Raw genomic sequence first — 24,531 nt, forward strand, 5'->3', positions numbered from 1 at the left:
AAATCGCCATCCGATATCGCCGACCTCGCGCCGACCTCGTGGGCTCGCGAGCCGCTGGCGCCGAGAGCGAAATGCAGGCGCGGGGCTATGTTGACGTGGGCGGCAACAATACCTGGTGGAACGCCGACAAGAAGCAGTGCGTCAAGGTTCGCGTCTCTCAGGGGCGTTATGCATCGATATCGCAGATTAAGGCATCGTCATGCGGCCAGAAGGCCACAGGCGCCGTGAAATGCCCGCCCGATCTGTCCCAAGCCGACCTCTACAAATATCCCGGTTGCAGCCTGTAGCGCGTGGCGGACTCTAGGAGTCTGGAGTTCAGGTCATGCGCAAATGGGAGTGGGACTCTGAACAACGTTGGGACGCTGATTGCGGGACGCGATATACGATGGTTAACACTCCCTGCGAGCTCGCATCGACCGAGTGGCGATGCCGCGAACCGGAATGGCTTTGCAGCGCACGCGAATGAGAGCTGCGCACTGGTGCATTCCAAGGACCAGTGAAACCCGGAGGTCCTGCCCGATTTCGGTTGAGTGTAGCGTCGGAATTGAACCGGCGTCACGCGATCAACCCAACTTAAGTCCCTGAAAATCAAACATTCTGGCGTAGGTTCTGTGCAATATCGCGAACCTCTGTGGTAAGGTATCGCGCAATCCTGGCAGGCGCAGCGTCAGGAGAACGAGTTTATTGGTACCATGGCGACCGGGCTTTGACGTTCTCGCGCGTGCCGCGAGCTAACGCTCCGAGCATTTGGTAGGGCTTGGACCGCAAGACAAGCACGATTCTGCGCCGGTCGGAGAAAATGACGGATCAAACAGCGGTGTGGTTCACCCCTTCGAACCAATCGAACTGTCGGACGTTCAACGAGATCATTAGTCGTAACCTCGAAAAGATACTCACTCCCATCAGGACTGCCCGGTGACCTATCCGCAACTCCGATCCGAAGACCCGGAACTGGCGATTGAGACACGAAGCGGGTTACCCGCTTTGGTTTTGGCAGCGCTTGGTGTCGTTTACGGCGATATCGGGACCAGTCCGCTCTATGCGTTTCGCGAGGCTCTGCATGCGACAGCAGGATCGGGATCGCACCGGGAGAACGTGCTCGGCATTCTTTCGCTGATTGTATGGGCTCTGACGATCGTCGTCACGGTGAAGTACGTAACGTTCGTTCTGAGGGCCGACAATCGAGGCGAAGGCGGGACGCTCTCCTTAATGACGCTTGCACGCCAGAGTTTCGCTGGGAAGCCAGCATGGATCCTCGTTCTGGGCGTCGCAGGCGCTTCCCTGTTTCTCGGCGACGCGATCATAACGCCTGCAATCTCCGTGTTGTCCGCCGTCGAAGGAATCCAGGTCGTGGCCCCCGGGCTCTCCGGATGGATCGTGCCGATCACCGTCACCATCATTGCCGTGCTGTTCTTCGTACAGCGCTTCGGGACAGGCGGAGTTGCATCGGTGTTCGGCCCCATCATGGCAGTCTGGTTTCTGATTCTAGGAATAAGCGGCGGCATCCATATTCTCGACGACTTAGAAATCTTCAGCGCCATCAACCCGCTTCATGGCATTCTATATGCCTCGAGCAATGTCGGGCACGCGATCGCTGTCCTAGGAGCAGTGTTTCTTGCGGTCACAGGGGCGGAGGCGCTCTATGTGGACCTGGGCCATTTCGGCCGACGGCCGATCGTGACGGCATGGTTTTTTCTCGTCTTCCCCAGCCTGCTTCTGAACTACTTCGGACAGGGCGCGTTCGTGCTTGCAAACCCGGATATGACGAAACATCCCTTTTTTGACATGCATCCGGAATGGGCGCGGGTGCCGATCGTGTGTATGGCAACCGCGGCCACGGTCATTGCGAGCCAAGCAGTTATCTCGGGGGCATATTCCCTTGTTCGTCAGGCAATGCACCTCAATGTGCTACCGCGTCTCCAGATCCTGCACACCTCGGAAACACACTCCGGTCAGATCTTCATGCCGCAAGTGAACGCGTTCCTTTTCGTATTCGTCGTAGCACTCGTTCTGTATTTCAGGAGTTCGAGCGGACTTTCCGCCGCATACGGTATCGCGGTTACCGGCGAGATGCTCATCACCAGCGTGCTGCTCTTCGTCGTGATGAAGCACATCTGGAGATGGACGACCGCGACCACTGCAGCCGTCATCGTCCCGCTCTTTCTCATTGACGCCGGGTTCTTCGTCGCAAATATCGCCAAGTTTCCTGAGGGAGGATGGGTTCCGGTCACTGTGGCATGCACCATGGGCCTTATCATGCAGACGTGGATGGCGGGACGCCGACTGTTGGCCGCCCGCACGCGTGCCGATGAAGTTCCGCTCGAGGGTATCATCCACAGGCTTGCCAAGCGGCCGCCTCCCACTGTGCACGGAACGGCCGTCTTTCTGACGAGCGACGTCGAAGGCGCGCCCACGGCGTTGCTGCACAGCCTGAAGCACTACAAGGTCCTCCATGAGCACAATGTCATCCTCAGCGTCGTCACCGCGACGGAGCCGTTCGTGCCTGACGAAGAGAAGATCTTTCTCGAGAGTTTCAGTCCTCTGTTCAGCCGACTGGTGATTACGTTCGGATACATGGAGACGCCTAACATTCCGCGCGCCTTGGTGCTTGTGCGTAAGCTCGGACTGAAGTTCGATATCATGTCGACGTCGTTCTTCCTGTCACGCCGGACCATCCTTCCTTCGAAGAAGGGCGGAATGCCCTTCTGGCAGGATCGGCTGTTCATCGTTCTCGCGCAGAACGCAGGCAACGCCACCGATTACTTCGGCCTTCCCAGTGGCAGAGTAGTGGAACTCGGGCTTCAAACTGTCATCTGACTGTTTGTTGACTGCGACGATGTCGGCGCCTGCTGGCGGAACCGCGAAGACAGCCGTTGCGTTTTCGCTGCGGAGGACGTGCTCGATGTCAAAACATGGCGAGATTTCAAAAGACGAGGTATCTGAACTCGAGTTGGCGCAACAGGTTTCGTCCGAAGCTCACGAGGGGCAGATGGACAAGACCGGCAATCCGTACATCAGCCACTGCGAGCGAGTGGCTGATCGCGTCGAAAGTGCAAAAGAAAAGACAGTCGCTTTCCTTCACGATATCGTGGAGAAGTGCGACGGGTGGAACCTCGAACGTGTTCAACAATTGGGCTTCAGCAATGGCGTCATTGATGCGGTGAACGCTCTGACCCGCCGCAAAGACGAAACCGACGATCAGTTTGTTATTCGAGCAGTCGAAAACAAGATCGCCTGCCCTGTAAAGATCGCCGATCTCCAAGACAATTTGCAGCAGGCCAACGTGGTAGGATCAGATCCCGTGAAATACAAACGAGGCTTGGAGCTTGTCGCAATGATACAGGCGGATCCAAATTTGACAGGTTTGACGTGAAGGAGTGTCCCTTCCTCCTGTCCATCATAACGAATCCCCCCGGCTACACAGTTGTTCATTTGGCCCGCCGCTCAGGAATCTCATGCGTTTGAGTATCGTCACTCGGCATGGACCAGACAGGCAAGCCTGCCATAAAACTGCAAACTGCTCCAGGCAGGCTTGCGAATCGCATAAGTGTGTGCTTATGTGTAATCATGATCGAACATGATATTTTCCGTGCTCTGGCGGATCCGACCCGCCGCACGATTTTCGAAAAGCTCGCGAACGGCAGCATGAACGCCACTACGCTGCGCCAGGGCATGGATATCAGCCAGCCGGCGATGTCCCAACATCTCGCGGTCTTGCGAGCGGCAAGGCTGGTGCGTGAACAAAAGGAGGGCCGCTTCGTGAACTATGAAGTCGATCCGGACGGGCTGGCCCTTATCGCGCAATGGCTGGCGAAATACCGCGCCTACTGGCCGGCGCGCATCGACGCTCTCAAGCTCTTGCTGAAGGATATGGATCAATGAACGACGTGAAGGCCAAAGTGCAGGCGAAAGTGCCGGAAAGCGGTTTCGAGCAGAGATACGAACTGGACGCGTCGCCGGAGAAAGTCTGGCGGGCGATCAGCATCGCGGAATTCCGGGAGAAGTGGCTGCCGAGGGAGGCGCTTGCCGAGCCACAGTCGCTCTCTGAAACGCCGGGCAAGGAAATCCGCTACAAATTGCGCGACGATACCCCGCCCCATCTCGAAAGCACCGTCACCTTCACGATTGCCCCGAATGGATCGGGCGGAACCAGCCTGCGGATCCTCCACGAGCTGACCGGCGCGACCTTCGAGCGGCTGGCGAAAACGGTCGCCAACGGCAACAGCCCGCCCCTCATGCTCGCCGCCTGACGCGGCAAGCCTCCGAAAAATCTCGAATGATTGGAGTTCGCCGATGCGCGAAGCAATGCAACTCGTCCCTATGGTCGTCGAACAATCCAGCAGAGGAGAGCGGTCTTTCGACATCTATTCCCGTCTGCTTCGTGAGCGGATCATCTTCCTCAACGGGGAGGTGAACGACACGGTCTCGGCGCTTGTCTGCGCACAATTGCTGTTTCTCGAAGCCGAAAGCCCCAAAAGGCCAATCCATCTCTACATCAATTCACCAGGTGGCGTCGTAACCAGCGGTCTCGCGATGTACGATACGATGCGTTACATTCACGCCCCAGTGCATACGCTGTGTATGGGAACCGCCCGCTCGATGGGCTCGTTCTTGTTGATGTCCGGCCAGCCGGGCGAACGCACTGCGCTTCCCAATGCCAGTATCCATATTCATCAGCCGCTAGGCGGATTCCAAGGACAGGCATCGGACATGCTGATCCATGCCGAGGAAATGCAGAAGACAAAGCATCGCATGACAAGGCTCTATGCCGAGCATTGCGGCCGCACCTACGAAGAATTCGAGCAAGCGATGGATCGCGACCGCTTCATGACGGCGGAAGAGGCATTGGAATGGGGCCTTATCGACCGCATCCTGCAGGTTCGGGCAGTTGCCCCCGATCACATCGACGCGACTTGAAACAAGCCCGGCGCAATCCGGGGGCACCGCTACTTCGCGAACACACCTCATGCGCAGGTTTCGATCGAGCCTTTTGCATTCACAGGTCATGAGATTCCACGTGACATGGCGTCAGCCTGGCCCAGTGAGAGCCTGCTATCCCTCCGGGCTCTGCGCAACTTGGTGATCCACGTATTGCGCTCATCAAGGGCGATGACACGATAAGATTTGCGTCCTGCATTCTCGAACCAACACTCCTGTTGCAATTTGGTTGTGGGATAGGAATTTTGAAGCTGGCTCTTGGAGTGTCCTTGAGTTTTCGGGACGCTGTGGAGTGCCGGTGTGACACCTGGATGGCTGGCCGTGGCGATGTGTCCAATCCTGGCACTCGTTGTGTGGGGCGTATCGCTCCGGACTAAAGCATTATTTTTCCTTATGCCTTGACCGGACATGTCGAATGAACATCATCCGGAAATCGGCAAATCCGTCAAAACCGGCGGCTTGAGCAGCTCGAAAGACGGTGGTGTTTGCGACTGCACATTCCCGTGCCACCGATTGCAGCGTTCCAAAGGCGATAGCCTCTGGCCTGTCGAGAGCAAGCCTTGCCACCCGTTCCGACCGGTCCGGAAAGACGATCAGGCGCGTAGCAATCATCTGCCTGAATGCCTCGAGATCTTTTGGGGCACAGAGCCGACTTTGTGCCCTAACCATATGCTGACAACATTTTTGGTTGCGATCGTTGTTTCAATTCGATGCCTGCGACGACGCCGTTTCGATCATCTTGATCCAGCCGGCTGCGCGCTCCGCTGCCTCGGCAAGCACCGGCTTCGGCGCCTTGTAGTATTCTTCGACGGGAAGCTCACGGCGCAACCGAACGAAGGCGATCGCGTCCTTTAGCGTCGGAAATTGCGACGGCAATGTCAGGTGCAGAAATAGCGAGACGACCGCGACCGAACCTGACCGGCCGCCACGGCAGTTGATGAGGACACTGCCTTTCTCTCGTCGCGGATAGGACGGCTTGTCAGGCAACACCTGCTCGAGTGCAGCACGCAAGATATAATGAGCGGCGACCATTTGCGTATCCGGATTCCCAGCCCCGTCGATCAACCCGATCTTGTAGTAGCGGATTTCGCCCGGCCCGTAGATGCTTCCCTGATGATCCGAAACAAGGTTGGACTTCTCGACAAAATTGAAGTCTAGATTAACGGCGCAATTGACGACGGTCGTGATCCCCCTGCTTCTCAAAAGTTCAAGATCGCTCGCTCCTTCTTTCCCGGAAATGAAAAGGTCTACGCCATAGAGTGGGTGGGCTTCGTATATTAGACTGAGCTTTGGAAGGGTATCCGCGGCTGCTTCACTGGTGCGTTCTGTTAGGGTCATTTTTTCTCCATTTGACCGCTGGATGTTTGAACCTGCGCCTGGAAAACGGGCAACCCCGATCTCGCGCACGGTGTTAGCTAGGCAGCGGCCCGGGCAATTCTTGTTTCGCTGATTTGACGCGCAACGCGCTCCAATGTCGGATATATCGCACCCTGCCCGGTCGCGACGTATCCTGGACATAGGAACTCCGTCGAACCGGCCGGAACTTTCCCGAGGGTCAGGGGATAGTATCGGCCTCCCGCGTTCCTGAGAACCAGCGTTGCTGCCGCCACGTCCCAAGCGTTGACGCCGAACCCCGCCGCAGCATCGGCCCAGCCGGCGGCGACATGGGCGATACTGAGCGCCGCGCTGCCGGGACGGCGCAATGTCGAAAATGTCTCGACCAGTTCCCCCAGATTGGCGAGGGCTGCATCCCGACCGTCAATCCGGAAGTCTCGTGAAACCGGATAGCCGGTTATCAAGGTCGCATGTGTCTCATCCGGGATGGAGCGAGACTGCAAGATTTTGCCATTGAGATAGGACCGGCTCAGATCCGCGGAAAACATGAACTCTGTCACGGGATCGTAGATAGCGCCGGCCACAACGCGGCCCTCGATGACTGCAGCGACCGAGACGCACCAGAATGCGAGCCCTCTTGCAAAGTTGGAGGTTCCATCGATCGGATCGACATACCATTGAATGTGGCCCGAACCGGTTTGTCCGCCCTCCTCGCCCATAATTGCGGAATCCGGTTCGTGCTCCAGGATAAAATTCCGGATCGTGTTTTCCGCCTGCTTGTCATGGACAGTAACGACGTCGTGGAGATCGACCTTGTAGTCGACAGCAACGTTTGAACGGAATGCCTTGATGAGGGGATCGTGAACGGCAAGTGCCGCGCCCTTGGCAATCTCGGTGAGCTTTTTTGATCGGGCAATTGTCTTTTCGTCCAAATGCGGCGGATCGCCATGGGCACGGTTTTTCATCTTCTGTAATCCACTTGATGTGCGAGGCTAATGTCGGCTGGCGCCGGCAAGACGGCGCCAATTCCAGCTATTTCGTGTAATTCACCCGCCAGAAATCCTGCCATTCCTCGCGCCGGTCGAAATCGTCGAGCCCTGTGGAGGAATCGTAGGCCTGCAGCTTGGTCGAGATCCTCATCAACCCGGATGGCTCATCGTCGGGCATCTTGATTGCCGTGCTTGTCGGGAGCTTGCCGTCCTTCATCTGCGGCGCGATGCCTTCTTCTGTCAGGATGTAGTGGATGAAGAGCTTGGCGGCGTTCGGACTCTGCGTCTTCGCCGCAATCAGCCCAAGCTTGACGTAGTTCCAACCCACCCAAGGCTCGAGTGTGGTGCAAATGCCGAGCTTGTATCCCTTGTCCTGGTTGTCGCGAAACTTCGCCGAACTCAAAAGCCCGAAGAACGGGTCCTTCTGACCCGGCGCGCCAACTGCTTCCGAGACCTTGTCATCGCTATCCGTTGCAAGTGGCCCGTTTTGAGCGAAAGCCTTGATCCAGGCCGCAGCGGCACTCTTCTCGCCAGTTTCCAGCTCCTTGCCGAATTGAGCCTTGTATGCTGCGGCCACGGCCTCGCTGCCGTGGGCCTGTAGTTGATTGAACCAGTCGGTATAGTTGCCTTTCGTCAACGGATCGATGACCGCAACCTTGCCCTTCCACTTGGGCTCCGTCAGTTCCCAGATGTTGGTGACCGGGCACTTTTCATAGGTCTCGGTATTGTAGGCCCAGACATTGGCATTGGTCGATATCGCCAATGGATTCTGGAACTGTGGAGGTATCGTCGATGCCTTGTCGGCCGGGACAAAGTTTTCGACGAATTTCTCGGGCAGAAGCTGCGCGAGCGCTGCCGGCGCATCGGTGATCAGGACGACATCGCCTTGCACATTGTTGGCTTGGCTCTCGCGAATGATCATCTCCAGCTGGCTATTTGCCGAGACCTTCATTCCTGTTGCCTTGATGCCGTACTTCCTCGTGAAGTTTTCCGCCATCTCGACGATCTTGCCGGTGCTGTCATAGACGTTGATTGGCTTTTCGGCTTTTGCCGCTTGAACCAGAGCTTCAAGGTCGAATTCGTCGGCCGCTGCGACCGGAATTGCTGAGGCGGCCGCGAGGGCGGCAATCACCACACACTTCAGATTTGACATGCTTCTCATTGCTTTCCTCCCCCGTTGACTCTGACCGGCGTTTACTTGCGGTAATTCGTCCGCCAGAAGTCTTGCCAGCTCTCGCGCTTGTCGAGATCGGCCGCCGCCGTGGATGAATCGAATGCCATGAGCTCGTCGATATGCCGTGAAACACCAGACGGCTCGTCGAGCGGCAGGTTGATCTTCGAATTGCCAGAGATTTTCCCGTCGACAGTCTGTGGTGCAATTCCCTCCTCGGTCATCAGATAGTGGACGAAGAGCCTGGCCGCATTCGGGCTTTTGGTCTGGGTGGCGATCAGACCGAAACCCGGATAGAGAAAGCCGGAAAATGGCTTGATCCCGGCGCACAGTCCGAGCTTCAGACCCTTGGCCTCGTTGTCCCGGTACTTCGCTGTCGAGGTAATGACGAAGAACGGATCGGCTTGCCCTGGCGCGCCGGCAGCATCGGCGACCGTCGTCGAATCCGAAAGAAGCGGCCCGTTTTCGGCGAAAGCTTTCACCCAGGCGGCAGTGGCGGTCGCACCGCCGGTATCCAGCTTCTTGCCGTAGAGGTCTTCGTATGCCTTGGCCACTTCGGCGTCGTGATGCATCTCGATCTGATTGAACCAGTCAGCGTAGAGCGGCTTGTCGAAAAGGTCGAGCATGGCGAGCTTTCCCTTCCATTGCGGTTCGGTCAGCTGCCAGATGTTGGTGACAGGGCACTTAGCGTATTTTTCTGTATTGTAGGTCCAAACATGTGCGTCGGACACGACCGTCAGCGGATTGCGAAGCTTTTCAGGGATATCTGCCTCGATGTCCGGAGGCGTCCAGCTCGTCACAATTCCTTCGGGCAACAGTTCGCCCATTGCAGAAGCGACATCCGTTGCAACACTGACATCACCGACGACATTGCCCGCCTGGCGCTCGCGGATCAACAGTTCGACCTGTGTCGCCTCATTGACCTTCTTGCCGCTCGCCTGAACCCCATATTTCTTGGTAAAGGCTTGCGCGGTATCAACAATCTTGCCGGTCACGGCGTAGACGGTGATCGGCGGCTCTTGTCTGGCGGCCTCGATCATTGCGCCGAGATCGAACGCGTCGGCGGCTCGGGCCGCTTCGCTGGCCATGGAAGCGACGGAGATTGCTGCAACATAGGCAAGTCCGGCAGCCCTGACCTTCTTCAAGTTCGTCATGTATTTCCTCCCGTACCCGTTTTATTTTTGGTAGTTCATTCGCCAGAAGTCCTGCCACGTCTCACGAGCATCCCAGTCGTCAAGGCTCGTCGCCATGGAATAGGGCAGGAGCTGGTTCAACGCGGCGCCAATTCCCGAAGGCTCGTCCGCCGGCAGCTTGACATCCTTGTTCGTCGACATTTTTCCGTCGATCGCCTGTGGGGTGATGCCTTCTTCTGTCATGATGAAGTGGACGAAGAGCTTGGCCGCGTTCGGGCTGTCAGTACCCTTGGTAATCAGACCGACGCCCGGGTAAAGCCAGCCGAGCCATGGCTTCAGGTCCTTGCAGAGACCGAGTTTCATGCCCTTGTCGGCATTGTCGCGAAACTTGGCAGAGCTGATCAACCCCATGAAAGGCTGCGACTGACCTGGAGCGCCTACCGCATCGGCAGCGGCGGCATCGGCATCAGTCAGAAGCGGCGCGTTTGCGGCGAGCGCCTTGACCCAGGCCGCAGTGGCGCTTGTCTCATTTGTTTGCAGATCCTTTCCGTAGCGCGCCTTGTAGGCCGCCCTGACCTCTTCGTCCCCGTGCTTTGCCATCTGGTTGAACCAGTCGACATAGGAGGCTTTTCCGAGCGGATCCTGCATCGCCACCTTAGCCTTCCACTTCGGCTCGGTGAGCTCCCAAATATTACTGACTGGACAACTGTCGAAAAGCGCCGTGTTGTAGGACCAAACATTGGCGCTTGTGACCACGGTCAAGGGATCCTGGTATTCGACGGGAATCTTGGCGGCAAGGTCGGGCGGCAGCCAGCTTTCCGCAAAACCCTGCGGGATAAGCTGGGCGACGGCGGCAGGCGCGTCGCTGATGATCGATACGTCACCTTGAATGTTGTTGGCACGTGCTTCACGGATAATCATCTCAAGCTGGGCCGACGCCTTCACCTTCGAACCTTCCGCCTCAAGACCGTATTTCTTGGCGAAGTTCTTCGCCATCTCCACGATCTTGCCGGTGCTGTCGTAAACCGTTATCGGCTTTTCCTTCTTTGCGGCTGCAACGAGCCCGTCGAGGTCAAAACCATCGCCCGCGCCTGCAGCTCCCGCCGTTGTCGCAACGATTGATGCCGCGCAAAGCAACCTGCGAGCACTGTCTTTCATCATGCGCCTCATACTGCTCCTCCTTCAGTAAGAACGTTATTCAGTCAGTTCAAAACGCCAACGCGCAGCAATATGTCTGCCTCGACGAGACGATCTCCCTGCGCGTCGAAGACATGGAGCGCTTCTGGCGGGGCGTGGAAAAACACGCGCTCGCCTCCTTCGAGACGCGGCAATGCGTGGGTGGTCAAAAAGAGCGTGTGGTTGTCGCTTCTCAGTTCAAGGATCCAGCTGCCCCCCGTCGGCAGGACGCCGGTAACCGTCATTTCTGCGGAAAATTCACCTTGAGGCACGTCCTCGATCCTGGTGACGTAGCCCATTGCCTCCGGCCTGACGCCAACCGAACCGATGCCCCGCAAAGCTGAGTAGCGTGCAGAAAAATAGGCTTCGGCCTTGTCGGCAATATCGGAGGCACCGGGTTTGCCGAAGGTCAGGATATTGATCGGAGGACTTCCGACAAACTCGGCAACGAAGCGGTTGGCCGGCTTGTCATAGATGTCGTTCGGGGTTCCCATCTGCTGAAGGGTGCCCTCGTTCATCACGGCGATCGTTGTCGCGAGCGTCATCGCTTCCCATTGATCATGAGTGACGAAGACGATGGTTGTCTTGAACTCCTTGTGCAGCCGCTTGAGCTCTGCGCGCATCTCGAGACGAAGCCTCGCATCAAGGTTCGACAAAGGTTCGTCAAGAAGCAGAACACCCGGGTTGACCGCAAGCATGCGGGCGAGCGCCACGCGCTGCTGCTGCCCTCCAGAAAGTTGCGAGGGGTAGCGGTCGCGGTACTTGGCAATGTCGAGAGCCTGCATCACCTTCTCGACACGCGCCTCACGCTCTGCCTTCGGCAGCTTTCGCAAGCGCAGGCCGAAATCGGTGTTGCGCTCGATTGTCAGGTGGGGCCAGAGTGCGTAGCTCTGAAAGACGAGGCCCATCTCCCGCTTTTCCGGCGGAACGAATATCCCCTCGGCCACGGAGTCGATCACGCGCTCGCCAACCATGATCTCGCCGCCGGAGAGGTTTTCCAGCCCCGCGATCATTCGCAATGTCGTGGTCTTGCCGCAGCCAGAAGGGCCAAGGAGACACATGAATTCGCCATCACGGATTTCCAGATCGAGATTGGAAACAGCATTTGCCGAGTTCATGCCGTAGTTCTTTTGCGCACCGCGCAGGTTGATAGTGGGCATCAGCTTCCAAGTCCTTCTGCAAGATTTGTGCGCGTGAGTTTCTGAGCGAGCAGCGTGCCGAAATAGGCGATGCCGGCGATGATGAGGACCACCGCATTGGCGGCCTGCGTGTAGTGGTAATCGACCAGTCGGAGCGAGTAGGTCGTAAGGACGTCAGTGCTTGGCACAGCGAGAATGACAAAGAGGCTGAGGCCCTTGATGCCTGATATGAACGGCAGGAGGACACCTGTTACCAGCGACCCCTTCTGGATCGGGATAACGATCGAAACCATGCGTCGCAGCCAACCGGCGCCGGCGATCTGCGCGGCCTCTTCGGGGTCCTTTCCAAGCTGCGTCATCGCCGAAATGCCAGCACGCGAGGCATAGGGCATCTGGTCGGCAATGAGGGCGAGCACAAGAATGGTCACTGTTCCATAAAGCGCCGGCATCGGGCCCCGAGGCACTGCGAAGAGCGAGAGATAAGCGGCTGCAAATGCGATGCCGGGAACAAGGTATGGGAGGAAAGTGACCTGGCGAAGGTACACGGAGAGTGCACGCACCGGTGTGCGGATCACGACATAGCCAACGAAGAGGCCAAGAATTCCCGATGTCAGCGAGGCAAGCCCGACAATCATCATGGTATTCTTGGCCGCCGCCCAAAGGTCTGGGCTTAGCAGGATGCCGCTCTGCAACGCCACGGTGTCAAGGTTCGTGCCGATCCAGTAGTCCAGCGTGAAATTATCGAAGGTGAACTGCGCGGGGATCTTCATGACTGTAGAGAGCGCAAGGGTCAGGATCGGCAAGCCGACGCTCAGAACGAAGATCGCCGCAGCAAATGCGGTTGCCGGGATGCGCATGTTGCCGAGCCGGCTTTGCCGGTTCATCGACCCTTTCGATCCGATGGTGACGAACCGCCGGGCTTCCCTCACCAGGCGCGCATCGATCATGAGCGTGATGATGCCGATGACCATAATCGAGGCAGCCACAACGCCGGCGACACCTGTCTGGCGTGACGCGATGCTGCGAAAAAGCGACGTCGAGAGCACCTCGAACTTCACGGGCAGGCCGAGCACATAGGGGACGCCGAATTCGCCCAGGCATTTCGCGAAGATCAGAACCATCGACGAGAGAAGTGCCGGGCGCATCAGCGGGAGGATGACCTGGATTGCGACCTGATACCGGCGGGCGCCAAGGATGCGGGCCGAGTCTTCAAGTTGTGAATCGAACCGACGCAGGGCCGAACCAAAAAGCAGGATGACGAACGGGGTATAGTGAAGGGCCAGGATGATCGTGATCGGGAAGCGTCCATAGGCGACCCAGTCGGGTGGGGTCATACCCATCGCTTCGAACCAGCCGGGCGTGCCGCCGATGGTGCGATTTTTGAACAAGGTCGTCCAGGCAAGCGCGAATGTCCAGGCGGGAAGCATGTAAGGCACGATGAGCGCGGTCGCAAACCATCGGCGGCCGAACATATCCGTCCTGCTGATCAGCCAGGCAAGCATCGTCCCGATCACAAGAGACAGGGCGATCGCGCCAAGCGCAACTGTCAGCGTATTGAAAAGCGGGTACCAGAAGAGGTCGGAGGCAACCGGCGAGAAGAATGCCCGGTCGAGATAGTAAAGGGTTAGGTCTCCAACCTCCTTGCCGAGGCGGCGCTCGTGACCAAACTGCACCCTAACCGCGTCGAGCACGATCGATATGATCGGCACGACTATGAGGTAGGTAAAGAGCAGAGCCACAAAAATGCCGACGAGGGTCGTTGGCTCGCGCAAGGCAATCTTCAGACGGTACCGCCACCGCTGCCAGTTGGACGGTGCTGCGAGTGCGTTCTTATGAGACGCTTCTGCTTTCATGGCTTCACTGTAAAAACTCAACCGTTCCTCCCATCGCGTCATGTTCGCAGCCCAAGCTGGTCGGCCAGCACTTCGGGCGCAACAAGCCGTCCGCGGTAACACCACGGTCTCGCCCAGCAAGGGTTACGAAAATGTCCTCCGAAGGTGGACCGTCGCGATCCGCCTCCCACCAAGCAGGCCAGCTCCTTCCGGCGTGCTTGTCACAGGAGAATACAGAATAAATATTCCATATTCTCCTGCTTATAGAATGCATGATCCACGTAATCGGCATATTTGTCAACAGAAAATTGCACACGTGCGCAACGTCTATGTCGTTGTTTTTTCATGCTTCTTTTTTGCTGTATATGATATTTTTCGAACGGGCTTGCAGTCAATCGATTGAGCGATGGAATAAACGCTCCGTTTCGACCGCATGCATCTTCTCCGCACCAAAGCTGGAGCCGCCTGCGAATCCCGACTTTTTGCAGCGCGAACCGGTCGAGAAATTTTCCGGTTGGAAAAGTCGAAGCTTTGTGGCCTGTGATAACCGCGCTGATTTGTTGAAAGTGGCATATGGCAACAACGTTTGTAACAGCTGAAGATGTAGCCAAGCGGGCGGGTGTTTCCCGCTCCGCCGTGTCGCGGACGTTCACTCCAGGTGGGAGCGTCTCGAAGCTTGTCAGGCGAAAGGTTCTGAAAGCCGCGCGGGAACTCGGCTATCGGGTCAATCGCCTGGCCCAGGGCCTTAACAGCGATCGGTCAAATCTGATCGGTGTTGTCGGTGCCAATCTCGGCTCTCCATTCATTTCGAAGCAGCTCGATCTTCTGAGTATCGGGCTTTTGCGCCGCGGGCTGCAATGCTTGCTTCTAAATGCTGCCGATGCTCGCAAGGACATCGCGCCGCTGATTGAGCTGTTGTTTGAGTTCAGGGTGCAGGCGATCGTGGTCCTGTCCGGCGAGCCGCCCGCATCGATTGTTGATGAGTGCATTGCCAATGGTGTCCGACTGATTCTCATCAATCAGAGGCTCGATCGCACGGACACCAACATGGTTCTCAGCGACGATTCACATGGGGCGGACCTCGCGGCCATGCGTCTGGTTGAGGCGGGATGCAAGAAGGTTGCCGTTGTCTCCGGCAGCAGCCAGACACCGGCACAGACACGGCGAGCCCATGCCTTTAGCCAGCGAATGGGTATTGAAGGCATCGAGGTCGTGGCCTGGTCCGATGGCCCGACGAGTTACGAGAGCGGATATAGGGCCGGTTGCGAACTACTCACCGATACGGCGATCGACGGTGCTTTCTGTGTTACCGACTTGCTTGCTCTGGGCTTTCTCGATGCTGCTCGCCTTGAGATGGGCCGCAGGGTTCCCGAGGAGGTCTCGATTATCGGCTTTGATGACATTCCACAAGCCGGCTGGAAGGGATACCAGCTCACAACTGTCGCCCAGTCGCTCGAGGAACTGACAGACAAAGTGCTTGGCGCCCTGGACAATGATGAGGCGGAAACGAGGCTACAAGTCGTTTCCGTAACAATGGTAGAACGCACGACGGCACGCTAGACTCCCTGGCGAATGCGGCTTTCGATCAAAAGGCCGCTATCGTCGAGAATGGGATGCGCAACCGATGCCAGATGCGCATGTATCCGCTTGAGGTCGCGCAACAGATCGAGATGCAGCGAGCTTGTCTGCACGCTATCGAGCCGGCCTTCACGAAGTCGTTGCAAATGGCGTTCAGCAGATTGCTTCTCCAGACGACGCACCTCTTCCTTGACCTCGACAAGGCGCCGGGCAAGATCCGGATCGCGCGTGGAAAAGACAGCCTGTGCCATGCGAAGACTGTCGAGTGTCAGGGCGAATAAAGCCGTTATCTCGCGGTGTCCCTCTTCAGAAAACTGCAGACCGCGGTCGATCTTCTTGGCGATTTCAGGAGCGATCCCCTTTTCGATGATGTCGCCGATATGCTCCAGATTGATTGCATATTCCACGATATCCATCGACTGCCGATGCTCGGCCGTACTCAGGCCATCGTGACCAAGCTTTGCGATGTAGACCTTGATGTCATGCTGTATGCGGTCGACCTGTCCTTCAAGCTTGATGATGCCTGCGAGCTCTGCCTGGTCATTGCGCGTATTTGCGCTGGCTGCCTGCGACAGCATTCGCTCGACAAGGTCTCCGACCGCCATCGCTTCACGGCTTGCGCCCGCCATGGCGGCGACTGGATGCGAGAGGTTGCTGCGATCTAGAAAACTGGTCTGGCTGTCATCCATCTTCGGGTCGGGCAATAGGGAGCTCGTCGCCTTGAGGAGTACCCTCGACAAGGGCCAGGCTACAAGCGCAAGGGCGAGATTGAAGGCAAGGTGCGCATCGACTGCAAAATTCGGATGTGGAAGCGGCGACGCCTCCAACAGCAACGCACCGTAGCCTGCCAATGGCAGAGCAAGGCAGACACCCGCAGCGCGCACGATCAGATTGCCAACCGCGACCCGCCTTGCGCTTGGAGGCGCTTTCAGCGTTGCTAGCACGGGGGGAACGGCGCCGCCAAGATTGGCTCCAAGGATCAGCACGATGACTAGACCGGTGTCGACCTGACCGCTTGCCGAGAGCGACAGGATGAGCACGACGACCGCAAGGCTCGATGATGCCAGGATGGCAAGGAATGCTGAAAACAGCAAAGCGACGGGCCACGCGTTTCCAAGCATCCTGATGAAGACGCTCAGCGCCGGCGATTGGCGCAAGGGTTCCGTCGCTGCTGAAAGCAAATGAAGCGACAAGAGCATCAGGCCGACGCCGATCAAAGCAACGCCGGTCCCCTGCACCGCCGTCGAGCGCCGGCGCATCAGGACAGCACCGACAAGAAGAAGGAGCGGTGACAGCCACTCAAGACCAAGCGCCACGATCCAGGCTGTGGCAGCCGTGCCGATATTGGCTCCGAGCAGAACGATCTGGGCCATTGCCGGGACAATCAGGTCACGCTCGACGAATGATGCTACCATGAGCGCGGTTGCGGTCGAACTCTGAAGGGCAATTGTCGCAATGAAGCCGGCGACCAACGAGCGAAAGCCGCTGCGCGTTCCCCTTGCCAGGCCAACCCTAAGCTTCGCGCCGAAGGCACGTGTCATCCCGTCCTTGACCTGGCTGAGGCCAAAGAGCAGGAGCGCAACTGCGCCAAAGAGATTGACGCTGACAATCGCCGATTCCATTAGCATCACTCACTATTTCCGCGGCGGCCACTTAACGCCGCCCACCCGCTTCGGACTTTTGCCTCGCTCAAGCGGGCATTCTGTCCATGACGTCGTCAAACTTTATCGTAACCGATTTACCGGCATTCTGAGCGCGATCGAGGAAGGATCCCAATGCACCGAAGAAGATCGCCAGGAAGCCCTCTGTCGTTTTGTCATGGGCTTGCGGTTGCTGCCCGCAGCACGCCGCAACGATGCGATAGAGTGCGAGCCTCTCGGCCTCGACATGACCGAAGGCCAGGCAAGAGCCCTGCCTGAGGCAGTAYCAATCAGCGATGAGCTCGGTCATCGGAACACTTTTGGCGAGTTCGATCGTTGCAGGATCGAGAGCGGGCAGAGCGTCTGTCACGCATTTGGCCGCTTCCCAAATGTTCATGACGGCAATTGAAGCCGCAACCTGGGCCGGCCATTCCTTCGCAAGATAGCGATGGATGACAAGCGCCTGTTTGTGCGCGCGCAAAAATTCACCGTAGCTGCTGGAGGCGAACGATCGATCGACCTCTTCCCCGCGAAATGCCACTTCCCTTGCATATCCATCCAGGATTGCCGGATTGACGGGAATGGAAGCCAGCTCGATGGCCGCGACCGATATCTCGTCGCTGGAGAGCGTCACGACCTTGAAGGCAGGCGGAAAGGCAACAAGCGACGGAACCGCGACATTCGTCAAGTTTCGATTGGCGCGTGTCCTCCGGGTCAGCCCCTCGACATGGAGATGGCCACTGAAATGAACTTCTATGCCGACTGTGAAAAACGCGTCCTGGACCGGCTGGCGAGGTGTGCGCCGCACGACATTCGTCTCGCCGAACAGGAACCGCTCGGCCTCTGCCGCACCGTCGAACGGATCCAGCGCCGGATAATGCGAAAAGGTAAGGAGCGTCTTGCCCAGCATCCGCGCGCGTTGCGCGACGTCGTTCATCCAGGAAAGGATGAAGGGCTTGGCGCGGAGCATTGCGTTCCAGCCACCGACAGTGCTGTCGGTAAATGCCGCCTCTACTCCACGCCCGAACGCGCCATTCAGCGGCTCAAACACATTGGCGTCAATCATCATGAGCCAAAGCCCGTCTTCTGGTTCGACAAGATAGGAGGCATCCATCAGCCGGTATTGATTCCGCCCGTCAGGCGATGCAGCGTCATAGAGACGGTCACACGAGGCGTCGGAGCCCCCGAAGGGACTTTCCCAGTGGAGGTACTCCGCTCGCCTGAAGTAGCCGAACTCGGCCATCGGACCGAGACCTTCAGGATATCCGGCGCAATACATGGCTCGGTTGATCACGGTACCCGGTCCAGCCTGCGTCTCGTCGCTGGATATCAGGATGGTATTGCCGTTGTCCTTCAAGAATTCCTTCGTGTGGTGGCGTCCGCAAGGCCCGAAGATGTCGTGATTACCAGGCAACGCGTAGAATGCCGTTCCATGAGCATCGCGGTACCGTCTCAAGATGCTGGCCAAAGCTTCGGTGGTGCTTTTCTGCCCGTCGTCGGTGTAGTCGCCAAGGAGAACGACGTGGCGGACACGCCGCTTGGCGACCTCGTCAAGTGCCGCTGTTAAGGCGCCAGCACTTTCATTGAAGACACGCGTCGATTGACGCGTGTCGGCCCAGCTGCGCAGGGACATCCCTTCACCGTCCGCAGTGTCTCCTGAAAGACAGAAATCGCTGTTCAGTTCATGGAAATGCGCGTCTGCGATCACCGCGATGTCGGAGAAACGGCGAACGCTCATCCGCCGGTCGCTCCTTGTTCGATGGTATCAATCCAGTTCGAGGCTCGCTTCGCTGCCGCCAAAAGCATTGGTTTGGGCGTCTCGAACCATTCTTCGGGGCGAAGTTCACGGCGCTCGCGAATGTGGGAAATGGCGTCCTCGATTGTTGGGAAAAGGTCGCGCTGTTGCCTATAAATGCAAAGCGCCACGAGCGCGACAGAACGGCTACGGCCGCTCCTGCAGTTGACCAATACGTTTCCGCCATCAGCGAAGGGGTACGTATGCCGCTTCGGCATGGTCTGGCGCAGGGCACCATCAAGGATGTAATAAGCCCCGAGCATCATCGTATCGGGACTTCCCTCCCCGTCGATCAGACCGACCTTGTAGTAGCGAATATCCCCATATCCTGAGGCCCTGACGTCTTCGCTCTCCGGTTCACCTCGCACGTAGTTTATGTCAAGATTGACGGCGCAATTGACAACGGTCGTAATGCCATGCCGACGAAGCAGACCGAGATCGCTCGCCCCGTCACTGCCGCCGATGTAAAGCGATGAGCCATGGGGGCCGAGGCCATCGGTGATCAGGCTGATTGCCGGGCGCGAATAGACTGGTCCATCCATCTCGAAATCCTTTGGTTGGTACGCTAACGCTTGTTCCGGCGCCTCGTGACTGTCATCAGCCGGAGGCAGCCAGCCTGTCAGCTGTTGGTGCAACGGCAATCGGAATACGGGCCGCATTGCTGACGCCGCTGGCCACCCCGGGCGCCGCCGCAAGCACAGGTCCACCAAATTCCAGGGTCCCAATTTCAAAAAACGGGCAGACGGCCCCGCCGGCTTCGCTGACGAGCAGCAATCCTGCCAGGCAGTCCCAGGCATTCATGTGGAGTTCGACATAACCGTCGGAACGGCCATCGGCGACATAGGCGAGAGCCATGGCACCTGACCCTGCCCGTCGCACATTGGCGCCAAGCGCAAGCAGCTCGCCCATCACACCAAGGTAGGTCTCATTCGGTACCCTGGTCGACCAGCCCATCTCGATGGAGGCGGCCTCGAACCTGTTGGTCCTGGCCGTATCAATTGATCGGTCGTTCAGCGTGGCGCCCTTGCCGCGTTCGGCGAAGTAAAGTTCGTCGAGCGCGGGATTGAAGATTGCGCCAAATTGTGTTTGCCCGGCCTCGACGTAGGCGATCGAAATGCAGAAATGTGGAATCCCGCGTGCAAAGTTCGCAGTACCATCGACCGGGTCGACCACCCAGATCCTGTCACCAATTACTCCGCCACCTTCCTCACCAAAAAAATGATCATCCGGAAAATGCTCGGCGATCACTGCGCGGATATGCGCCTCGGAAGCGGCGTCGGTCTCGGTCAGATAGTCTTGAGGACCCTTCATGGACGACGTTGCCGTCCGCTTTCGAAAGCCCTGCAGAACAAGCTCGCCGGCTGAGCGGATCACTGTCTTGCACAGCGCTACGCGTTCTTGAGCTTCACAGAATTCGGCTTCGCGCATGAGGCCCTCCAAATTGCACACGCGTTCATATTGCACACGCGTGCAAATACGTCAATAATGGTTTTGCAAGGCACCAAACGGATTCTCCGTCAAATATCTTGCAGGTTTGCTCACGCGTTCGCGGTGTTACACGGTGTCGATCCGGGCCACGAAATCGCGACGTGAGAGGTTCATTTGCACACTCGGCGAGCGTCTGATCGTCGCCTCCGACCCTATCTTAACCCGATAGGACTTATTAGGGTCTGACAAAACATGGAACTCGATTTGATGCCGAGAAAAAAGCAGAAGGTGGAAGCGCCGGGAAGCCGTCCGTCCCTCTTGGCGCAGTTGGCGCGGGAACCGGAAAAATTGTTTTCTGCGGCCTTCCGGCAACAATATGGTGCAGTCTGCTTCCGCTACATCGATGACACCGGCAACATTGAAGTCCTCCTGATTTCCTCCCGGGATTCCGGTCGATGGATTGTGCCCAAGGGCTGGCCGATGAAAAGGAAGAAGCCATATGAGACAGCTGAAATCGAGGCCTGGGAGGAGGCCGGCGTCAATGGCGTCGTGCACAAGACACCCGTAGGCCGCTATACCTACCTCAAGTTCCTCGACGATGGCGAGATCGCGCCGATCATCGTCGACCTGTTCCAAATTGAGGTGACGGACCAGAAGAACGTGTTCAAGGAAAAAGGGCAGCGGCAAATGGCCTGGCTTGCTCCGGACGAAGCTGCCCGGCGGGTTCGTGAACTGGAACTCAAATCACTGCTGGTGGACTTTACGCCGAGAGGCAAGCGCAGGAAGCAAGAACCCCCATTGGTGCCTGACGAAAAGCCATCGCGACAATGTGGAAACGAATGAGGGTCTTGAACGGAATCGAACCGTCGGTCCTTAACTTGATTTGATCACGCATCCGATTCGTATGCCAGTGCGCGGTATAAGATCCTCATGGGCAAATCGGCATGGCGCTCGGTGACCACAGGTAGCATCATTGCGCGAATTCTACCGCCGAACACCAAGGATATCGATCGAACACCGTTTGGGCTTCGGATCCGCCGGTGACGCCGAAGATGATGCGACGCCAAACGCCCGCGCAATTCGGTAGCGCCGATCGCAATTGCATCATCGTGACCGCTGCCAGCGCTTGGCGGCTTGGCGCTCTCCGGTATTGCTATAGTGCGTCCAGTAGCCGACATCGTGGTCTGGATGTCCGGCCACATCTGCAATGTATTCAGCATGCGATAGCGGTTATTGCCCGAGCGCAGGAGCCTGCCCGATTTCGGTTGAGCGGAGCGTCCGAATTCAACCGGCGCCGAAGCCCCCCGCTTGCCGGCGATCACAGACGTCCAAGAACCGTCCGCTTTCCGTGGATCGTCATTTCCGTGTCGTCCGCGTCGGCGCCATCTGTAGAAAGAAGGATGACGGCTCGATGGAGATGGAGATCGCCAGGGCGCTACCTCTTAGCACTTGTTGACTCACCCGCGGTTGAACAATAACTTGCTAACTCAGTCGTTAGGCTTGTCCTCTTATGACGGATCAATCTCTTCAGCGTCGCCTTGCTGCCATCGTCGTTGCCGACGTGGTGGGATATTCACGCCTGATGGAGGCTGATGAAGTCGCCACGCTGGCGAACCTCAGGGAACTCCGTTCTGGCGTTATCGAGCCGGCTGTGATGCGCCACAACGGTCGCATCTTCAAGGTCGTGGGAGACGGATTCTTAATCGAATTCAGTAGCGCGGTAGGCGCGGTCGCAGCAGCGTTGGAAATGCAACGGGCCACCACTGCTGTTGAGGCTCCCGGAGACCGGCGCCTGCTTTTGCGTGTAGGCGTCAATCTGGGAGATGTCATTGACGACGGTTCAGACGTCCTCGGCGACGGCGTCAATGTCGCGGCGCGACTCGAGACGCAGGCCGCACCGGGAGGTATCTGCATTTCAGCAAACGTTCACGGCGAGATCGTCGGCAAGATCCGCGACCAATTCTTTGATGGAGGCGAACGCTACCTAAAGAACCTCACTCGCCCGGTCCACGTGTGGCATTGGCCAGATGTGCCGCAGAGCATATTGCCGCTGCCCGAATGTCCCTCGATCGCTGTATTGCCGTTCACGAATATGAGTGGGGACGAAGCGGACGCGCCTTTCGTCGACGGCTTGACCGAAGACCTGATCATCGACCTTTCCCGTACGGCTGGCCTGTTCGTCATCGCGCGCAATTCCGTGAACGGCTACAAGGGCAGGCCGGTTGACGTACGGCTGGTCGCCCAGGAACTCGGCGTCCGCTACATCCTCGAGGGGAGCGCCAGACGCGCGAGGGGCCGTGTCCGCATCAAGGCCCAATTGATCGATGCGCTTGGCGGCCAGCACTTGTGGGCCGACCGGTTTGACAGGACGGTGGAAGATGTTTTCGAGTTACAGGATGAAGTTAACGCCAAGATTGTTGAAGCCCTCGTCGGCCGGCTGACCATCCCGAAGCAGCGCAATCGGCCGAAGAACCTTGAGGCCTACGATCTGTGTGTGCGCGCCCGCCGTCTGACGGAAGAGTCGCCGCAAACTGAGCGTGAGGCCTATATGCTGCTCCAACGCGCGGTTGAGCTCGAGCCATCATATGCCGAGGCGCTCGGTCTGCTCGCCTACAACCGTTGGCTTGCCTGGACTCATTTCGGCGAGCCTGAAGATCCTAACCGTCGGATGGCGGTGACGTTCGCGCAGAAGGCGGTCGACCTGGATCCCAACGATGCCGGCTGCCGTTACGTTCTGGGAACCATTTTGGCTTATGAGCGGCGATGGGAGGAATCGGAGGCCGCCTTCGCCAAGGCCCTGGAGCTGGACCCCAACCACGCCGACACCTGGGCCGCCATGTCAGACATGTCCGTGCTGGACGGCAGGGTTGCCGACGGACTAGCGCAGATCGAAAAAGCTTTGCGACTCAATCCCTACCCAACCTGCTGGTATCTTTGTCATCTTGGGCAGGCGCAATACGCCGCGCGTGACTATGAGGCGGCAACCGCTACACTCCGCAGGGAAGACACGTATCGTACCAACTCACGCAAATTCCTGGCTGCTGCGCTTGCGCAGTTGGGCCACAGTGAGGAGGCAAGGCGAGAAGCAGAATTGTTCCTGATCGCCCACCCTCATTTCACGATCGGTCATTGGCTCAGCTCCCAGCCGCTGCGCGATGCATCCGTACGAGACCACTTTGTCGACGGGTTCCGAAAGGCCGGCCTGCCGGAGATGTGACAGCGGGTGGGGACAATCGCGACGCGTTCGAGAACGTTGGAAATCATCCCAAGTTCCGTTGACGCGCGCCCCTTTCGACACCATCTGCTGCGAGATGCAAAAGACGAAGACGAAAAACAAGGAAAGCGACGATCCCGAGCTGATCAGGGAGTGGCCGCTTCCCGTGGAGGCGACCCTGGGATCTGGTGTCAGGGTGAAAGGGATCCTACAGGAAATCCGCTCCCGGCTACCATCCCCAGTCCGGAAATCGCTGGACATGCAGGCAGGCGGGCTCATTCTTGTCATGCCAGAGACTTCGAAGACAGCATTCAGAGCGACGGCATCGGCCGTTTCCAAGGCGCTCGACGACATCGCGGACCTTCCGATCATTCCCAGGGAGATTGAGGATATCCTGACCATCACGGCATCAGAGCGGAAGCGCTGGCTCGAAGACGGCCGCCTGCCCAGCGCTGGAACACGAACGGTCAGGCTGCAAGGGCGCGCAAGAAAGATCACCTTTCACGTATTCGACCCCCATGTTGTCGAAGATCTTCTCGACCGTAGCGCTGTGGACGAATGGCGCGAGGACGACGCTGCGGCTAAAGCGGAAAATCGCAGACGGGCCGCGTATCAGGCGAAGCTGACGCGCTCGCTGAAGAAAAAAGAAAAAACCGAACGACCCGATGAAGCCGCAACCGGGTTAATCGGATGGGACGAGTTCGGGATCGACGGCCTCCTTCGGTAGTGCCACCGCATGAAGATGTCGCGAGGGTGAACCGCAGGCATCGGCTTGTCGCGTGGATCCGGCCCGCCACCATGGGCGAACTCGTCACCCCTGCCCGTCGGCAGCTTGAACATGTCGCGATCCGCCTGACCGGACAGGTCTCCCGACAAATCGAAAAGCTGCTGCGCGACGAGATGCACGACATCCCCTTCCCGCCGGATCTTGCCGTTGATTGCCACCATCGAAGATCCCAGCACTACGCGCCGGCGCTTCTCGAAGCTGCCAGTACGACGACCTTCGCCCGGCCGCCCTCGTCCTCGATGGTCAAGAACATGACACCTTTCGCGAATCCGGCTTCTGGCGGACAAGGACCAGCCCGGCCGTCATCAGCCATCTCCCATCGCGGCCTTTCATGGCGCGCGCGCGATTACAGCGCCCCTCGCAGTGTGCGTCTGTC

22 protein-coding genes and 1 pseudogene are annotated in these 24,531 nt (G+C 58.1%); 10 read left to right on the forward strand and 13 right to left on the reverse strand.

The window, feature by feature from the left end; genetic code table 11:
* From AC1DE4_RS27585 to AC1DE4_RS27610, 6 genes are all read left to right on the forward strand, one after another.
* On the forward strand, positions 1 to 287 hold a 287-nt coding region (locus tag AC1DE4_RS27585; RefSeq protein WP_477884005.1), incomplete at its 5' end, for a hypothetical protein.
* A gap of 628 nt (positions 288 to 915) precedes the next feature.
* On the forward strand, positions 916 to 2,817 hold the full coding sequence (locus tag AC1DE4_RS27590) for a KUP/HAK/KT family potassium transporter (RefSeq protein ID WP_169681993.1): 1,902 nt from the start codon (positions 916 to 918) through the stop codon (positions 2,815 to 2,817).
* 85 nt (positions 2,818 to 2,902) lie between these two features.
* The gene (locus AC1DE4_RS27595; protein ID WP_169681992.1) at positions 2,903 to 3,373 is read left to right on the forward strand and encodes a hypothetical protein; all 471 of its coding nucleotides are present in this window, start codon (positions 2,903 to 2,905) and stop codon (positions 3,371 to 3,373) included.
* Positions 3,374 to 3,567: 194 nt separating this feature from the next.
* On the forward strand, positions 3,568 to 3,882 hold the full coding sequence (locus tag AC1DE4_RS27600; RefSeq protein ID WP_018859114.1) for an ArsR/SmtB family transcription factor: 315 nt from the start codon (positions 3,568 to 3,570) through the stop codon (positions 3,880 to 3,882).
* Positions 3,879 to 4,250, forward strand: coding sequence for an SRPBCC family protein (locus AC1DE4_RS27605; RefSeq protein ID WP_169681991.1), 372 nt, complete (start codon positions 3,879 to 3,881; stop codon positions 4,248 to 4,250). Before AC1DE4_RS27600 ends, AC1DE4_RS27605 begins: the two co-directional genes overlap by 4 nt.
* 43 nt (positions 4,251 to 4,293) lie before the next feature.
* Positions 4,294 to 4,917, forward strand: coding sequence for an ATP-dependent Clp protease proteolytic subunit (locus AC1DE4_RS27610; protein WP_169681990.1), 624 nt, complete (start codon positions 4,294 to 4,296; stop codon positions 4,915 to 4,917).
* 402 nt (positions 4,918 to 5,319) lie between these two features.
* On the opposite strand, the gene AC1DE4_RS27615 is transcribed toward AC1DE4_RS27610, so the two are convergent.
* From AC1DE4_RS27615 to AC1DE4_RS27650, 8 genes are all read right to left on the reverse strand, one after another.
* Positions 5,320 to 5,607 carry a MurR/RpiR family transcriptional regulator gene (locus tag AC1DE4_RS27615; protein WP_477884008.1) on the reverse strand — a complete coding sequence of 96 codons (288 nt, stop codon included), beginning with the start codon at positions 5,605 to 5,607 and terminating at the stop codon, positions 5,320 to 5,322.
* 33 nt (positions 5,608 to 5,640) lie between these two features.
* Positions 5,641 to 6,276 (reverse strand): dual specificity protein phosphatase family protein, encoded by a 636-nt coding sequence (locus tag AC1DE4_RS27620; protein ID WP_477884010.1) that lies wholly within the window; start codon positions 6,274 to 6,276, stop codon positions 5,641 to 5,643.
* Between the two features lie 77 nt (positions 6,277 to 6,353).
* The gene (locus tag AC1DE4_RS27625) at positions 6,354 to 7,238 is read right to left on the reverse strand and encodes an inositol monophosphatase family protein (protein ID WP_169681987.1); all 885 of its coding nucleotides are present in this window, start codon (positions 7,236 to 7,238) and stop codon (positions 6,354 to 6,356) included.
* Positions 7,239 to 7,305: 67 nt separating this feature from the next.
* Positions 7,306 to 8,415 carry an ABC transporter substrate-binding protein gene (locus tag AC1DE4_RS27630; protein ID WP_246733682.1) on the reverse strand — a complete coding sequence of 370 codons (1,110 nt, stop codon included), beginning with the start codon at positions 8,413 to 8,415 and terminating at the stop codon, positions 7,306 to 7,308.
* Between the two features lie 41 nt (positions 8,416 to 8,456).
* A complete protein-coding gene (locus AC1DE4_RS27635; RefSeq protein WP_477884024.1) occupies positions 8,457 to 9,521 on the reverse strand; it encodes an ABC transporter substrate-binding protein in 1,065 nt (354 codons plus the stop codon).
* An 87-nt stretch (positions 9,522 to 9,608) separates the two neighbouring features.
* Positions 9,609 to 10,727, reverse strand: a complete 1,119-nt coding sequence (locus AC1DE4_RS27640) for an ABC transporter substrate-binding protein (protein WP_477884026.1) — start codon at positions 10,725 to 10,727, stop codon at positions 9,609 to 9,611.
* A gap of 41 nt (positions 10,728 to 10,768) precedes the next feature.
* Entirely contained in the window at positions 10,769 to 11,902 is a 1,134-nt protein-coding gene (locus AC1DE4_RS27645; protein ID WP_169681983.1) for an ABC transporter ATP-binding protein, read from the reverse strand.
* A complete protein-coding gene (locus AC1DE4_RS27650; RefSeq protein WP_169682073.1) occupies positions 11,902 to 13,734 on the reverse strand; it encodes an ABC transporter permease in 1,833 nt (610 codons plus the stop codon). The genes AC1DE4_RS27645 and AC1DE4_RS27650 overlap by 1 nt, the downstream gene beginning before the upstream one ends.
* Positions 13,735 to 14,286: 552 nt before the next feature.
* Between AC1DE4_RS27650 and AC1DE4_RS27655 the strand changes: the two genes are divergently transcribed.
* The gene (locus AC1DE4_RS27655) at positions 14,287 to 15,273 is read left to right on the forward strand and encodes a LacI family DNA-binding transcriptional regulator (protein WP_169681982.1); all 987 of its coding nucleotides are present in this window, start codon (positions 14,287 to 14,289) and stop codon (positions 15,271 to 15,273) included.
* On the opposite strand, the gene AC1DE4_RS27660 is transcribed toward AC1DE4_RS27655, so the two are convergent.
* From AC1DE4_RS27660 to AC1DE4_RS27675, 4 genes are all read right to left on the reverse strand, one after another.
* Complete coding sequence (locus AC1DE4_RS27660) at positions 15,270 to 16,913, reverse strand: Na/Pi cotransporter family protein (RefSeq protein WP_169682071.1); 1,644 nt, start codon at positions 16,911 to 16,913, stop codon at positions 15,270 to 15,272. The two genes, AC1DE4_RS27655 and AC1DE4_RS27660, sit on opposite strands and share 4 nt — an antisense overlap.
* 67 nt (positions 16,914 to 16,980) lie before the next feature.
* On the reverse strand, positions 16,981 to 18,669 hold the full coding sequence (locus AC1DE4_RS27665) for a metallophosphoesterase (protein WP_477884013.1): 1,689 nt from the start codon (positions 18,667 to 18,669) through the stop codon (positions 16,981 to 16,983).
* On the reverse strand, positions 18,666 to 19,268 hold the full coding sequence (locus AC1DE4_RS27670; protein ID WP_169681978.1) for a dual specificity protein phosphatase family protein: 603 nt from the start codon (positions 19,266 to 19,268) through the stop codon (positions 18,666 to 18,668). Before AC1DE4_RS27670 ends, AC1DE4_RS27665 begins: the two co-directional genes overlap by 4 nt.
* A 55-nt stretch (positions 19,269 to 19,323) precedes the next feature.
* Positions 19,324 to 20,154 carry an inositol monophosphatase family protein gene (locus tag AC1DE4_RS27675; RefSeq protein WP_192306458.1) on the reverse strand — a complete coding sequence of 277 codons (831 nt, stop codon included), beginning with the start codon at positions 20,152 to 20,154 and terminating at the stop codon, positions 19,324 to 19,326.
* Between the two features lie 252 nt (positions 20,155 to 20,406).
* Here AC1DE4_RS27675 and AC1DE4_RS27680 point away from each other — a divergent pair, with 252 nt between their 5' ends.
* The 3 genes from AC1DE4_RS27680 to AC1DE4_RS27690 all read left to right on the forward strand — a co-directional run bounded on the left by AC1DE4_RS27680 (position 20,407) and on the right by AC1DE4_RS27690 (position 24,095).
* Positions 20,407 to 20,997, forward strand: coding sequence for an NUDIX hydrolase (locus AC1DE4_RS27680; protein WP_246733667.1), 591 nt, complete (start codon positions 20,407 to 20,409; stop codon positions 20,995 to 20,997).
* A 667-nt stretch (positions 20,998 to 21,664) separates the two neighbouring features.
* A complete protein-coding gene (locus AC1DE4_RS27685) occupies positions 21,665 to 23,371 on the forward strand; it encodes an adenylate/guanylate cyclase domain-containing protein (protein WP_018859106.1) in 1,707 nt (568 codons plus the stop codon).
* 94 nt (positions 23,372 to 23,465) lie between these two features.
* Positions 23,466 to 24,095: a hypothetical protein gene (locus tag AC1DE4_RS27690; protein WP_169682068.1), complete on the forward strand. Its 630-nt coding sequence runs from the start codon at positions 23,466 to 23,468 to the stop codon at positions 24,093 to 24,095.
* Here the strand turns inward: AC1DE4_RS27690 and AC1DE4_RS27695 are convergent.
* Positions 23,981 to 24,497: pseudogene (locus tag AC1DE4_RS27695) on the reverse strand (hypothetical protein); the annotation flags it as partial. The gene AC1DE4_RS27690 and the pseudogene AC1DE4_RS27695 overlap by 115 nt on opposite strands.
* Between the last annotated feature and the right edge of the window lie 34 nt (positions 24,498 to 24,531).

The organism is Rhizobium sp. 10N414 (assembly GCF_056394785.1).

What these genes read in the sequence shown, in the direction of transcription:
- AC1DE4_RS27655 (WP_169681982.1), top strand. Translation starts at nt 14,287, where the DNA reads ATGGCAACAACGTTTGTAACAGCTGAAGATGTAGCCAAGCGGGCGGGT.
- AC1DE4_RS27645 (WP_169681983.1), bottom strand. Translation starts at nt 11,902, where the DNA reads ATGCCCACTATCAACCTGCGCGGTGCGCAAAAGAACTACGGCATGAAC.
- AC1DE4_RS27605 (WP_169681991.1), top strand. Translation starts at nt 3,879, where the DNA reads ATGAACGACGTGAAGGCCAAAGTGCAGGCGAAAGTGCCGGAAAGCGGT.
- AC1DE4_RS27680 (WP_246733667.1), top strand. Translation starts at nt 20,407, where the DNA reads ATGGAACTCGATTTGATGCCGAGAAAAAAGCAGAAGGTGGAAGCGCCG.
- AC1DE4_RS27640 (WP_477884026.1), bottom strand. Translation starts at nt 10,727, where the DNA reads ATGATGAAAGACAGTGCTCGCAGGTTGCTTTGCGCGGCATCAATCGTT.
- AC1DE4_RS27660 (WP_169682071.1), bottom strand. Translation starts at nt 16,913, where the DNA reads ATGGAATCGGCGATTGTCAGCGTCAATCTCTTTGGCGCAGTTGCGCTC.
- AC1DE4_RS27615 (WP_477884008.1), bottom strand. Translation starts at nt 5,607, where the DNA reads ATGGTTAGGGCACAAAGTCGGCTCTGTGCCCCAAAAGATCTCGAGGCA.
- AC1DE4_RS27610 (WP_169681990.1), top strand. Translation starts at nt 4,294, where the DNA reads ATGCGCGAAGCAATGCAACTCGTCCCTATGGTCGTCGAACAATCCAGC.
- AC1DE4_RS27595 (WP_169681992.1), top strand. Translation starts at nt 2,903, where the DNA reads ATGTCAAAACATGGCGAGATTTCAAAAGACGAGGTATCTGAACTCGAG.
- AC1DE4_RS27650 (WP_169682073.1), bottom strand. Translation starts at nt 13,734, where the DNA reads ATGAAAGCAGAAGCGTCTCATAAGAACGCACTCGCAGCACCGTCCAAC.
- AC1DE4_RS27690 (WP_169682068.1), top strand. Translation starts at nt 23,466, where the DNA reads ATGCAAAAGACGAAGACGAAAAACAAGGAAAGCGACGATCCCGAGCTG.
- AC1DE4_RS27600 (WP_018859114.1), top strand. Translation starts at nt 3,568, where the DNA reads ATGATCGAACATGATATTTTCCGTGCTCTGGCGGATCCGACCCGCCGC.
- AC1DE4_RS27670 (WP_169681978.1), bottom strand. Translation starts at nt 19,268, where the DNA reads ATGGATGGACCAGTCTATTCGCGCCCGGCAATCAGCCTGATCACCGAT.
- AC1DE4_RS27685 (WP_018859106.1), top strand. Translation starts at nt 21,665, where the DNA reads ATGACGGATCAATCTCTTCAGCGTCGCCTTGCTGCCATCGTCGTTGCC.
- AC1DE4_RS27630 (WP_246733682.1), bottom strand. Translation starts at nt 8,415, where the DNA reads ATGTCAAATCTGAAGTGTGTGGTGATTGCCGCCCTCGCGGCCGCCTCA.
- AC1DE4_RS27625 (WP_169681987.1), bottom strand. Translation starts at nt 7,238, where the DNA reads ATGAAAAACCGTGCCCATGGCGATCCGCCGCATTTGGACGAAAAGACA.
- AC1DE4_RS27620 (WP_477884010.1), bottom strand. Translation starts at nt 6,276, where the DNA reads ATGACCCTAACAGAACGCACCAGTGAAGCAGCCGCGGATACCCTTCCA.
- AC1DE4_RS27675 (WP_192306458.1), bottom strand. Translation starts at nt 20,154, where the DNA reads ATGCGCGAAGCCGAATTCTGTGAAGCTCAAGAACGCGTAGCGCTGTGC.
- AC1DE4_RS27635 (WP_477884024.1), bottom strand. Translation starts at nt 9,521, where the DNA reads ATGGCCAGCGAAGCGGCCCGAGCCGCCGACGCGTTCGATCTCGGCGCA.